Origin of the sequence: Candidatus Tisiphia endosymbiont of Nemotelus nigrinus (genome assembly GCF_964026475.1) — a bacterium.
GTDB lineage: Bacteria > Pseudomonadota > Alphaproteobacteria > Rickettsiales > Rickettsiaceae > Tisiphia.
The window spans coordinates 1,059,575-1,072,859 of sequence record NZ_OZ032151.1 but is presented as its reverse complement, the minus strand read 5'-3'; the positions used below and the strand labels follow the sequence as shown (position 1 = coordinate 1,072,859).

The following is a 13,285-nucleotide window of genomic DNA, read 5'->3' as shown; positions in this document are numbered from 1 at the left end:
CCTGAAAAGCATTCTATGAATTCATTGAATCAAAGAATTCTGTATTAGTTTTAGTGTTTTTAAGTTTATCAATTAAAAATTCTGCTGCATCTATAGTTCCCATTGGGTTAATGATTCTACGAAGAACCCACATTTTGGTTAAAATGGCTTTATCAACCAACAACTCCTCTTTACGTGTACCAGATTTAGTAATATCAATTGCAGGATAAATACGTTTATCAGCTATTTTGCGATCAAGAACTATCTCGGAATTACCGGTACCTTTAAATTCTTCAAAGATCACCTCGTCCATACGTGAACCGGTATCAATTAAAGCCGTTCCTATTATAGTTAATGAACCACCATTCTCAATATTTCTTGCCGCCCCAAAGAATCTTTTTGGTCGTTGTAATGCATTGGCATCAACCCCTCCTGTCAAAACCTTACCAGACGATGGGACAACAGTATTATAAGCTCGTGCAAGTCTCGTTATCGCATCAACCAATATTACCACATCTCTTTTATGCTCTACTAACCGTTTAGCTTTCTCAATAACCATTTCTGCAAGCTGAACGTGTCTAATAGCTGGTTCATCAAAAGTTGAGCTAACTACTTCACCACGCACTGAACGCTGCATATCAGTAACTTCTTCTGGACGTTCGTCTATTAACAAAACAATTAAAAATACTTCTGGATTATTGGTGGTAATAGCATGTGCGATATTTTGCAATAGAACAGTTTTGCCAGTTCTTGGGGGAGCAACAATCAACGCCCGCTGTCCTTTACCCATGGGAGCAACCAATTCAATTATTCTTGTACTAAAATCCTTGCTATTATCTTCTAGCTCTAGTGATAATTTCTCTTCAGGATAAAGTGGCGTTAAATTGTCAAAATGTACTCTATGATATGCCTTAGAAGGGTCTTCAAAGTTAACTTTATTTACTTTTAATAATGCAAAATAACGTTCTCCCGGTTTTGGGGCTCTAATTTGCCCTTCTACCGTATCCCCTGTACGTAATCCAAAACGACGAATCTGGCTTGGGGAAATATAAATATCATCAGGACCGGCGGAGTAATTTACCTCTGGGGATCTAAGGAAACCAAATCCATCAGGTAGAATTTCCAGCACCCCTTCTCCTGAAATCAAATCGCCCTGCTCAACAGATTTCTTGAGTATAGCAAAGACTAGCTCTTGTTTTAGCAAAGCACTAGAGTTTTCAATATTAAGATTTTCTGCTTGTACTTGTAACTCTTCAGGTGATTTCCGCTTTAATTGTTTAAGATTGACGGTAATAATACCATCATTATTAGAACTATCATACTTGATACCATTATTGTAATGATTATCAGATGATTCCTTATTGTCAGCTACTGTATTTCTTGCCATATTTTATTTTCTTTAGATTAGTTAAGATGAGACTGCTATAGAAATTTTATTCTTTCAGGTCATTTTGTTGTCAAAATCAATCGAGTGGATATTCGCGTACATTTATTTTAAGTACTAGTTACGATTTTTGATTAATTTTTATTAAAAATTCTTCTCTCATAGCTAGTTTTGCAAGAGGTTTATTGCTTAAAAACCGGAAAAATCATGAAACCTATGAAAGATTAAGTTACTTAAAGATTGAGGTTTAGACTACTACTAGAATGATTCTAAGAAATTAGCATCACAAAATTCCAACAACCCAGCTAGGTTTAAGTAAAACATAGAGAGCATTTATATTTTCGGGTAACTAACTTAACTTTGGGATATTAACACTAGCACCAATTATATTAGGTTCTGTGAAGTTTTCTAACGAAGCCATATAAAAGCTCCAACAAATTGCAAAAAAGACAAGAAAGCAGTAGCAGTTTTATCAAATCTCGAAAAAATTCGTCTAAAATGTTTAATTTTACCAAAAAAACATTCGATCGAATGACGTTCTTTATAGATATGTTTATCGTACTCCCTTTGCTGTTTTCGGTTCTTTTTTGATGGAATAACAGCTATACAATTTTGCTCTTCAAGCTGCTCAATAAAAGCATTGCTATCATATGCCTTATCGGCAAGGAGCATAGTATTTTTAATATCTTTAACCAATGAGTTGGCTTGTGTAATGTCATGTCTTTGACCTGCAGTTAAAATAAACTTTAAAGGATTACCAAGAGCGTCAACTAAGGCATGGATTTTAGTAGTAAAACCTCCTTTACTACGCCCTAAAGCTTCTTGATCTTGGCTATCTTTTTTATAACCTGCTGAGCATGCATGGGCACGAACTATAGTAGCGTCAATCATTGTTGATTCCATGTCAGGATTAGCTTGTACTTGCTCAAACAAATCGGTCCATATTCCTTTATTAGACCAAGTTTTAAACCTCATATGCACTGCTCGCCATGAACCATAAACACTCGGTAACAACCGCCATTGGCATCCTGAACGTGTTATGTACCATATTGCTTCAATAAATCGTCTAAGCTTATCCTCATTTCTTGTTTTTATATCTTTTCTTTTTCTTAATATTTCAATAATTTGTTGCCATTCTCTGATTTTTATATGATAATTCATTCCGGTAGTGTTTTTGATTGTCTAAAATAGAAAATACACTACCTCTCCTTCTTTTTAATTTATTTTTTTACAAAACTTCACAGAACCTAGTATTTATCAAATTATTTCACATTTGTCAAACAATTTATACAAAACAACCGTACCAAAGTAATTAAAAGGTCACAATCAATAGCAAATATACCATGCTGCTTTAAAGCATTATTTTTGAAAATATTAGAGATTCGCATACCCATATACGCTGAGTGGGCTTGCCCCACACCTTCAAATCCAATTCTCCAAATCTATTTGAAATATACCAGTATATAATTATTATTTATTTTGACTTCTTATATCGGCAATTATTTTTTGTAATTGTTCTATATCCATCATGCCCGCTATTAATTTACCATTAACAATATAGGCAGGAACTCCCTGTATCTTTAAGCCTTTTGCTAATTTAACATTTTTGTCAAGAAGATTTTTTACCTCCCCTTTATTAATTTCTTCTGTGATTACTTCAAGATTTAAATCATTTGCTAGTAGCAATTCTTCTACAGATTCTTTGGTAATAGGTTTTAGCTCCATTAAACCATTATGAATATCCTGAAACTTATCAGGAGTTGTCTTATAAACAGCCAAAGCAATAGTTGCAGCATAATTAGATGCATCACCAAGAAGTGGGTATAGTTGCAAAACAACTTTAACGTTCGCATCTGATTTAATTAACTGATTAATAAAATGACTACCTTTTTTACAATAACCACAACTATAATCATAAAAAGCAACGATGGTTATATCGCCATTAGTATTACCAAGCACTGGAGATGTAGGAGAATTTTCTATTTCAGATTTATTGTTTCTGATATATTCAGCAGTTTTTATTTCCATTTCCTGCATTTTACGCCGCTGAAGACCTTCTATTGACTGAATTATTACTTCAGGATTTTTTAGTAAATATTCTTTTACAATCTGCTCAATTTTTTCTACTGCTTCTTTTTTTTCTAATAATTGCTGATCGGCAGTGTTAATCGAAACCGTAGCAGAAACAGCATTAGGAGTCTTAATAGTTTTATAAGCAAATAATGCTATTAGGACAACGACAATAATCAATAATACTTTACTAATAACATTATGCATAATATCTTTTCTATTAAATATATTCAATTTTAGATTACGAAAAAAGGTTTATATAGCTAATTTGATTAGCATTACTCCATCATTGCTAGAAGTGTGTAAGCAACCCAAATATAATCACTTTCTTGGATTGTTTCGTCGCCACTAAAGCGCCTTCTTACAATGACATATGTGAATTTGGCGTAACGTTAGCTACATCAATTTTTCTATAAAATATAAGTTTCCTACCTCATTCTAGCATTGTAGTGACTTTTCTATAATTTTCAAGCATTTTAGTTATTTGCCTATAATTTACTTTACCTATTGGTAGAATTGGTATTTCTTTAACAGAAATAACTACTGGTAAATAGCTTTTTGATGCAGTATTTTGTTTCAAATATACTGCATTTTTAGCCATCATTTCTATAAAATTTTCTCTATTCATAGTCTGACTGGTGGTAAAGAGAAAAATTTGCCTGTCTTTATTACCATCATCAGGACAAACAGCTACATGCCTACTATCAACATCAACCATATTAGCTAAATCCTCTATTAATAGCAATGAGTTTACTTCTTCTATTGTAATAAATTGTTGTGTACGACCCAATAAGGTAAGATAACCATCTTTATCAATTTTTACAATATCCCCAGTATCATACCAACCTAGACCCAAATCTTCTGATGATGTAGGATGAATAACCCCAGGATTATTAGAGTACATATAGCCAAGCATAATATTTGGTCCCTTGATAAATAGCTGCCCCCCTTCTTCTATTCCGTTAATTGGTTTAATATAATATTCTATTTTGGGCATCAAGCGGCCTACACTTCCACCACGATAATGCATTGGAGTATTACACGCTATTATTGGAGATGTTTCAGACGCACCATACCCTTCAAAAATTCTTATACCAAACTTATCAAGCCATAATTGCGTTGTTTCTTTTCTCAGTTTCTCACTACTAGCAAACACATATCTTATAGAATAAAAATCATAAGGGTGAGCATAGGTGGCATAACCATGTAAAAATACATCCGTACCAAACATAATCGTTGCTCCGATATCATATATTACCTCAGGAACACTCCGATAATGCAAAGGAGAAGGATATAAAAATGCTGGTATACCGTTAAGTGTCATCATTATTGTACCAGATAAACCAAAACAGTGAAATAATGGTAAAGCCATAAAGGCAAAATCATCTAGACTAAAATGTAACTTAGCTAAAACCTGGCATCTATTAGCTTGCAGGTTTCTATGTGATAAGACTACAGCTTTAGGAGTTGCCGAAGTACCTGAAGTAAATACTACAACTGCTGGATCACTGTCATCATAACTATTACACATACTGCTATAATAACTCTGTGGAAAGAAGCTACCAATCACCGCCTTAATTTTTAAATATAAACTAATTTTTGATATTAAATCTTCAAGGTAAATAACTTTTATATTAACTTCCAAAATCTTTACCACCGCTTCTTGTAAACCAGCTTTTTCAACAAATTGTTTTGAAGTATATATTGTTTTTACTGAAGTTGTTTCACACGAAGCTACTATATTGCTAACCTCACTCATATAATCAATCATCACTGGTCGACGGCAGCAGGCTTGCATAGCATAAAAAATAATAATAGTTTCAACCATATTAGGTAGCATAATACCTAGATAGTCAGCTACTTCTGTATCCTGTTTTATTAAATTTGCTAAAGTAAAAGATTGTAATATTAATTGACGATAGGTAACATACTTATCATCAATATCTTGGATTATTTTTTTGTTAAAACCATAAGCTTTTGCTGTATCAATGAGAGACTGAAATATGGTATTCTGGTAATCGGAGCTTTCAAATATCATATCAACCATGATATCATAGAGAGCTTGACCTATATATTTACGTTTTTCCCTATTATCCATATTCTGATTAGTAGGAGAATTTACTGGTGGTAAAACAGTGATAGTAACCTTAGGAAATATCCGTGTTTTTAATATATTCTTAAGTTTAGAAAAATGAGTAAATTGTGTACCATCTATTCTTACAGGTAAAATTGTTGCATCAGCTTTCTCAGCAATCATGCCAGGTCCTTCATATATCTTCATTAAGGAGCCAGTAATACTTATTCTTCCCTCAGGGAATATAGCAACTTTTTTATCTTTTTGTACTTCCCTAATCAAGCTCTTTATAGCCATTGCATTAGTAGGATCAATTGGTAAAGTTTTTGCCATTGTTAAGAATGGTTTTACCCACCACACTTTAGCCATAGTTGTATTAATGGCAAAAGTCATCTCTTCAGGTAGATAAGTTGCAAGTAATGCAGGATCAAGATATGAAATATGATTGGCGGTAACTACTGATCTTTTGCCAGCTTTATAAAAATTTTCAATACCTTTCACTTCCACTCTGTACATACAATCAAAAAGAAATTTTAAAATAGCTCGATTGACAGCAAAAGGTACTATTTTTACTTCAGGAATTAATTGATAAATATAATAAGCGACCACTATGTTAAGCAGGCTAATGAATAATATAACAGATGGTATTGAATATTCCCAATAGAATAACAGTGATAGTATTACAGTAGACCCAGCCATAAATATAGCATTAACAAAATTATTTATAGCAATTATTCTACTACGATGAGCTGAAGAACTCAAATATTGTAATACTGCAAAAAGTGGAACAATATATAGCCCCGCAATAGCAGCTATAAAAAATAAATCGATAATGATCCGCCAATTATGCTTTTTAGATAAAAAGACAAATATACTCTTTAACTGTTCCGGTTCATAATGAACCGCACTAATTCGACTGGCGAAGAATAAATCAATACCAAATATACTGATGCCAATCGCCGAGACAAAAACATATTTCGTGGTAATTTCATTTCCAAGAATCTTACTACACCAAAAAGAACCAACCCCTACTCCAATTGAAAATGTTGCAAGGAACAAATTAGCAACATTTTCATCAGCTCCAAAAGTATCTTTAGCAAGAGATGGAATTTGAGCAAGTATTGCTGCACTAATAAACCAAAACCAAGATATACCAAGAATTGCCAGATATACTTGCTTTTTAGCTTTAGCATATTTAATCATCTCTATACTTTCACGAAATAAATTTAAATTTATTTTGATTTCACAGTTAGAATTATTCGATTTTGGCATAAAATAACTAGCAACAACGCCAACTATAGCAATTATTATCAGAATAGTGATTATTAAATTGCCACTTATGGTGTAATATCCTCCAATAATAGTACCAACTAAAATAGAAATAAATGTTCCTGCCTCAACGAATCCATTAGCTCCCAATAATTCATTCCGGTATAAATGGTCTGGTAGAACACTGTATTTAATTGGCCCAAAAAATGTCGAATGTATACCCATAAGAAATATAGATAAAAAAAGTATTACTAAATTATTATTAAAAAATCCATAAGTAGCAAGAAGCACTATGGCGAGTTCAAATAATTTAATAATTTTAACTAAAGCTGATCGCTCATACCTATCAGCTATTTGTCCTGCAATACTTGCAAATATGACGAAAGGCAATACAAAAATAGTATTAGCAGCGAGTACAAGCAATTGGGTTGATCCTATCAATTGACTAGATAGTTTATAGATAATTAATATAATTAAAGCATTTTTTAGTATACTATCATTCAGACAACCACAAAATTGCACTATAAAGATAGGCAAAAAACGCGTATCTCGAAATAAATATAATCGATTTGATGGCATGCTTTCTCCAAAGACATTATAATTGCGGTATAGTATGCAATTCCTTGCATTATGTCAAATAATCTGATTCAAACCACCTAACAAACCAAAAATGAAATCATTCAACCCCAAATTTTAGAGTACACTATGCCTTATTCTATGGTAGATAAAGGATAAATAGAGGCAAGATGCTTAAATTGATGAATTTATTAGACACTGTTAACAAAGCTTATTTGATTGATGAATTAATGGATTTTTTAGCGAAAATTAATAAGATTTTTGCCGGAAAGTATACCTATTTCAAAAAAATCTTATAATTTGCAACAAAAAAGACTTTATTCACCGATTAAATAAGCTTCGTTAACAGTGTCTAGACACTTGTATCATAATTTAAAGATATAAGTGTCTAAGTACTCATCTCAAAAGGTAATAAAAGAGATATTGCTAAAATACCACATGAAATTAAGGAGATATTAACCATTAAAACCATATCCAATGCTGTGAATTATTGAATATTATTTTTATTAACGAAAAATAATATTCTAATATAAAATTAGTTGACTATTTAATCTAGGTTATATTTAATCATAATTAGTAGCTATTTCGACTAAACTTTAAAGATGATAAAAATGTAACAATGACTGATGATTTAGCTTCTTTAGCTAGGGCAATAGATATTAAGCTTGGTGGGAAGAATTCTTACCATTCCCATTGGTATATTGTTTGGTTATGCAAGAGTTTAGAAAAAACTATCATTGCGAAAAGCATAAGCCAACAAAGCAATCCTGTTTTGCGTTAACCTTGCGAAATCGGAACAGAAAAGGTTATCATGAAAGGGGCGAGGGATATGTTAAGTGTAGCTTAAATCCTGCAATAAATTCAGGATAACATTTTATAGTAATTGGAGAAATATGAACTATCCGAGGTTAACAGTAACATTAAATCAGCTATGAGTGAACATATTCAACTAAATGCTAGGGTTACTCATGATTGCATTAGTCTCACTAGAGAACAAAAATCTGCTATCGGATTACTCTCAGTAGGAACATTCTTGGAGTATTTTGATCTAATGCTTTATATTCACATGGCAGCATTGTTGAATGAACTATTTTTTGAACCAGCTAGTCCCCTTAGCACTTCTTTGCTTACTGCGTTTGCTTTTTGTTCTACTTATGTTCTTAGACCATTTGGCGCCTTGTTATTTGGCTGGATAGGTGATAATATAGGTCGTAGAGAAACAGTGATTATTACAACGTTACTGATGGCTTTCTCTTGTTTTATAGTAGCTATTCTCCCGACATACGCCCAGATAGGTGTTACTGCTTCTTGGATTATTACAATATGTCGTGTGATACAAGGTATAACCTCCATGGGAGAAAGAATAGGGGCAGAACTTTATTTAACTGAGACAATAAAACCTCCTATACAATATCCAGCTGTAACATCAATTTCGGTTTGTGGCAGTATAGGTACAACATTTGCTTTAGGTATAGCATCGCTGGTAACATTATATGGAGTTAATTGGCGTTATGCCTTTGCTTTCGGCATGGTGATTGCCGTAATAGGCTCAGTTGCTAGGACAACCCTAAGGGAAACACCAGATTTCGCAGATGCAAAACGTCGAATAAAAAAGACTTTAGAGGAAGCTCAAGAAGATGTGAATATATTAAATGATAATCCTATTGTACAAGAAAAAATCAGTAAAAAGACACTCTTTTCTTTGTTTTTATTACAATGTTCTTGGCCAGTTTGGCTTTATTTCTCATATATTCATTGTGGCAATATCCTAAAAAATTCTTTTGATTATACGACTGCAGAAGTAATTCATCAGAACTTTATCATATCAATAATAGAGTTAGCTGCTTCTATAGTATTAACTTACTTAAGTTACAGAATATATCCATTAAAGATTCTTAAAGTAATGATAATAATAATTTTTACCTTTATTTTATTATGTCCGTATTTTTTGTATAATATCCACAGTACATTTGAATTATTTTTAATTCAATCCTTTGTTGTTGCATTAGGACCAAGCGTTACAACTGCTATGCCAATCTTTTTTAAACACTTACCTGTTTTCAAACGCTTTACTGCTGGTAGCCTTGCATATGCTTTTGCACGTATGATAATGTCTATTATCACCGTCTTTGGCATGGTATACTTAACAGAATATTTTGGTCACTGGGGACTATTAATTGTAATGATACCAACTTGTGCAGGCTATGCATTTGGCCTAAGACATTTTATAAAATTGGAGAAGCAAGCTGGCTGTTATGCTCATAATTAAATATTTGTTCAACCGACATGAAATTAGGAAGTATAACTTTCTTCTGTAAACAAATTCTTTTAAATTCTTGTTCTACTTTTGGCATTCCAAGGTACATAGCCACCACTATAAACTCTCTTAAAGTCTCTCTTATTATCTTCTGAATCTTATCTGGAGATTTAGCACTAATAGTTTGCATATTATGAAGTCGGTCAAATAGCTTAATCAATAAAATATCATATTTCTTTTGTTGAAATAGTATATTCAATGTTTCTGCCGCACTAATCTTGCCATAGGTTTTAACTCTGGTTAAATCTACTACTTGGCTAGCAATTTGTTCACCAAAAACCATGAAAATCATCTTTTCACTCAAATCCGTATCTTCAAGAGTATCATGCAGTAAGCTAGTAATAATCATATCAGTCCTGAAATATTGTGACATTTCTAATGTAGTATATTCTGCAACCATGTATGCCACCTCTATCGGATGAGAATAATAGGGATCGCCGGATTGTCGTATTTGGCTACCATGATATTTTTTAGCATAATAGATACCTTTTTGAATCTCATTAATATCTACTGGATGCGTTACTTGCTTGTTAAGCTCAGATAGCCTATTGAGTAATTTTTCAGCATATTGACAATTTGTATATCTTTCTTCCCAAGCATACTCTAAAGTATTAGAATCTTCCATATAACTATCCACTACATTATTTTAATTATAAAGTATATAATAACTAGAAATAAAATTTCTTGCAATAGTTTATTATATATTGATTAAAAAAATAAGTAATTTTTATACTTTGTTCTATTTAAGTTACATCCTTTGTATAAATTCTTCCTAGGTTTTTCTTTGGTTTATTGGTATTCCTTGCAATAACGTTTTGGGTCTCTAGACTGTTTTTCCTGCAACTTTTACACCGTCCTAGAAATATTTTTCCTTAAATATACTTGACTTACAAGTGATAATAATTTACTTTAGCACAGATTATATGGCGGATGTAGCTCAGTTGGTTAGAGCATCAGATTGTGGATCTGAGGGTCGCGGGTTCAAGTCCCGTCTTTCGCCCCAGATTTTTATTAGTTGCAACCCTTAAAGCCTTAGTACTAATAAGCTTTTCTCCTATAATTTGCATTAATATTTAAACACTATCTAAACTTAATATATTTGTCAATTTATCATAAAAATTAGGGCAATTTCCTGCTAAACCTTTTTGATAAATTGAACTATAATGCCCCCTAAAATAGGACCAAAAAAATATATTAATCCGAGTAAATTTATTAAAAACAAGTAAATTGAAAGGAAAGAAAATGAGTATTAAGAAACAATATGCACCAGGATTTAAGGCGAAGTTAGCTATAGAATTAATTAGTGATAAAAAGAGTGTAGTGGAGATTAGTAGTGAACATAAGGTGCCTCAAACTAATTTACATGAGTGGAAAGCAAAATTACTTGACTCTGCTAAAGATATTTTTCTGCCCGAATCAGAAAGAAATAAGCAGTTGAAAATATTAGAGCAAGAGATAAATATTTTACATAAGCTGATTGGAGAAATTACAGTTGAAAATAATTTTCTTAAAAAAAAATTAAAACTGTAGATTATAATAGTAGAGTCAGTATGTTAGATATTCACGATAATCTGTCAATTAGGCAACAAGCAAGGTTATTAGACACTGTTAACAAAGCTTATTTGATTGATGAATTAATGGATTAACTTATTTTTTTTGGTTTGACAATTGGGGTCACTATAACCACCTTCATGGATTACCACGCTCACATACGTTCGCTCGCAATGATGTCAATTTACTATGGCTAAATACTAATCGTGTTAGCTATAAAACTAATAATTTGCTACTTCAGAAAATTATTAGCATAATATTCACAATATTCTTTCACTGGGCAAGCAGGACAATTTGGTACTCGTGCTTTGCAAATATACCTACCAAGCAATATTAACCAGTGATGAGCGTGTTGTAACCATTTTGTATCGATAATTTCAAGTAATTCAAATTCCACTTTTTTGGGAGTATTACTACTTGCTAACCCTAATCTTCTAGAAACTCTGAATACATGTGTATCAACTGCTATAGTTGGTTTATCAAATAGACAATTTAATACTACATTAGCAGTTTTTCTTCCAACGCCAGGTAATTTAATTAATTCGTCAAAATTATTTGGCACCTTGCTATCATACTTATCTATCAAAATACGAGAAAGCGCAACAATATTCTTTGCTTTGGTTATAAATAAACCTATTGATCTTATATAATTTTTTAATCTTTCCTCCCCAAGTTCTAATATTTTTTTCGGTGTATTATATTCCCCAAACAACAACCTTGTTGCTTTGTTAACTGAAATATCAGTTGCTTGTGCGGATAATACGACTGATACTAATAGTGTGAAATTATTAACATATTCCAATTCTGTTCGAGGGCTAGCATTATTCTGGCTTAAAATTTCAAAAATTTTATCTATTATTTGAGCTTGCATAATACAACATTTAAGAGTAAAAAGAAATTATAATTTGTATCAGGTTTGAGGATGTTAGAGAATAAAAATTTTGATTTTATAAGAAATGAAATTGCTGATAATGATGTTGTGTTGTTTATGAAAGGCACTAGCAATTTTCCTCAATGTAATTTTTCTGCTACTGTCGTTTTTATCTTAAAAAAACTTGGCATAGAATTTCGTGATATTAATATTTTGACCAGTCTTAGCTTACGTGAGGATATCAAATCTTTCAGTGATTGGCCTACCATACCACAGCTTTATATAAAAGGAGAATTTATAGGTGGTTGCGACATAGTACGTGAAATGTATGAAAATGGTGATCTTGTTTCATTATTAAAAGACAAACATATAACATCAACTAAGAGTTAAATTTCATTTTTAACAATAAAGACAAGTAGGGAAATTTAAAAGCTGGACAAATAGATTAACGTCTTAGTAAATTTATTTGTTTTTGATAATTTTTTGATTGAAGAATAAAGTTACCTGATACCAAAATATCTGTTCCGGCTTTGATACAATTCTTGCCTGTAACATCATTTATTCCCCCATCAACAGACAGCAATATGCTCTTGCCGGAATTTTTGATTTTTTTTGAAATAATTTCGATTTTCTCTAACTGATTCTCGATAAATTTTTGACCAGAAAAGCCAGGATTTACGGTCATTACTAAAATTATGTCCAATTTATCAATGATATAATCTATAGAATTTGGATTAGTGGAAGGAAGTAGTGCCACTCCTACTTTTACCCCTAAATTTTGCATAATGCTTAAAGTTTTGTCAAGATGGGTAGTTGTTTCGGGGTGAATAGTGATAAGATCCGCTCCGCTATTAGCATAATCTTTAACCGAATATTCTGGGTTATTAATCATTAAATGGATATCAAATGGTAATATAGTATGAGGTCTCAAGGCTTTTATTATAGGAGGTCCAAATGTTAAATTAGGTACAAAATGTCCATCCATAACGTCTATATGGATCATATCAGCACCAGCCTTTTCCAAAGAACTAATTTCTTGTTGTAAATTAGCAAAATCTGCTGATAGTAAAGAAGGTGCGATCTTAATTATTTTCACTTTTGTTTTTATCCTCAATATGAACTTTTTGGCTATTTTGCCTTCTTACTATATTCTGTTTTAAAGCACGAGACAGTTCTTGAAATTTACTGTCACTA

At 32.0% G+C, this 13,285-nt stretch carries 11 protein-coding genes and 1 tRNA gene; 5 read left to right on the top strand and 7 right to left on the bottom strand.

Annotated features, from left to right (window positions below):
- Nucleotides 1-13 precede the first annotated feature (13 nt).
- The 4 genes from rho to AAGD39_RS05080 form a co-directional block, all read right to left on the bottom strand.
- A complete protein-coding gene (rho, locus tag AAGD39_RS05095; protein ID WP_341756312.1) occupies nucleotides 14-1,366 on the bottom strand; it encodes a transcription termination factor Rho in 1,353 nt (450 codons plus the stop codon).
- Nucleotides 1,367-1,771: 405 nt separating this feature from the next.
- A complete protein-coding gene (locus AAGD39_RS05090; RefSeq protein WP_341756107.1) occupies nucleotides 1,772-2,524 on the bottom strand; it encodes an IS5 family transposase in 753 nt (250 codons plus the stop codon).
- Nucleotides 2,525-2,833: 309 nt separating this feature from the next.
- A complete protein-coding gene (locus tag AAGD39_RS05085) occupies nucleotides 2,834-3,640 on the bottom strand; it encodes a DsbA family protein (protein WP_341756311.1) in 807 nt (268 codons plus the stop codon).
- Between the two features lie 226 nt (nucleotides 3,641-3,866).
- Entirely contained in the window at nucleotides 3,867-7,355 is a 3,489-nt protein-coding gene (locus AAGD39_RS05080) for an acyl-[ACP]--phospholipid O-acyltransferase (RefSeq protein WP_341756310.1), read from the bottom strand.
- A 616-nt stretch (nucleotides 7,356-7,971) separates the two neighbouring features.
- On the opposite strand from AAGD39_RS05080, the gene AAGD39_RS05075 reads away from it, so the two are divergent.
- Both AAGD39_RS05075 and AAGD39_RS05070 read left to right on the top strand, forming a co-directional pair.
- Nucleotides 7,972-8,133, top strand: coding sequence for a hypothetical protein (locus tag AAGD39_RS05075; RefSeq protein WP_341756309.1), 162 nt, complete (start codon nucleotides 7,972-7,974; stop codon nucleotides 8,131-8,133).
- A 150-nt stretch (nucleotides 8,134-8,283) separates the two neighbouring features.
- A complete protein-coding gene (locus AAGD39_RS05070; RefSeq protein WP_341756308.1) occupies nucleotides 8,284-9,621 on the top strand; it encodes an MFS transporter in 1,338 nt (445 codons plus the stop codon).
- On the opposite strand, the gene AAGD39_RS05065 is transcribed toward AAGD39_RS05070, so the two are convergent.
- Entirely contained in the window at nucleotides 9,578-10,294 is a 717-nt protein-coding gene (locus AAGD39_RS05065; protein ID WP_341756307.1) for an HD domain-containing protein, read from the bottom strand. The genes AAGD39_RS05070 and AAGD39_RS05065 overlap by 44 nt on opposite strands.
- A gap of 301 nt (nucleotides 10,295-10,595) precedes the next feature.
- On the opposite strand from AAGD39_RS05065, the gene AAGD39_RS05060 reads away from it, so the two are divergent.
- Nucleotides 10,596-10,672 (top strand) — tRNA-His (locus AAGD39_RS05060).
- A 239-nt stretch (nucleotides 10,673-10,911) separates the two neighbouring features.
- Nucleotides 10,912-11,199: a transposase gene (locus AAGD39_RS05055; RefSeq protein ID WP_341756306.1), complete on the top strand. Its 288-nt coding sequence runs from the start codon at nucleotides 10,912-10,914 to the stop codon at nucleotides 11,197-11,199.
- A 253-nt stretch (nucleotides 11,200-11,452) separates the two neighbouring features.
- On the opposite strand, the gene nth is transcribed toward AAGD39_RS05055, so the two are convergent.
- Nucleotides 11,453-12,091, bottom strand: coding sequence for an endonuclease III (gene nth / locus AAGD39_RS05050; protein WP_341756305.1), 639 nt, complete (start codon nucleotides 12,089-12,091; stop codon nucleotides 11,453-11,455).
- Between the two features lie 51 nt (nucleotides 12,092-12,142).
- Here nth and grxD point away from each other — a divergent pair, with 51 nt between their 5' ends.
- Nucleotides 12,143-12,481 carry a Grx4 family monothiol glutaredoxin gene (gene grxD / locus AAGD39_RS05045; protein WP_341756304.1) on the top strand — a complete coding sequence of 113 codons (339 nt, stop codon included), beginning with the start codon at nucleotides 12,143-12,145 and terminating at the stop codon, nucleotides 12,479-12,481.
- A gap of 55 nt (nucleotides 12,482-12,536) precedes the next feature.
- Here grxD and rpe read toward each other — a convergent pair whose 3' ends face one another.
- A complete protein-coding gene (gene rpe, locus AAGD39_RS05040; protein WP_341756303.1) occupies nucleotides 12,537-13,187 on the bottom strand; it encodes a ribulose-phosphate 3-epimerase in 651 nt (216 codons plus the stop codon).
- Nucleotides 13,188-13,285 lie beyond the last annotated feature (98 nt).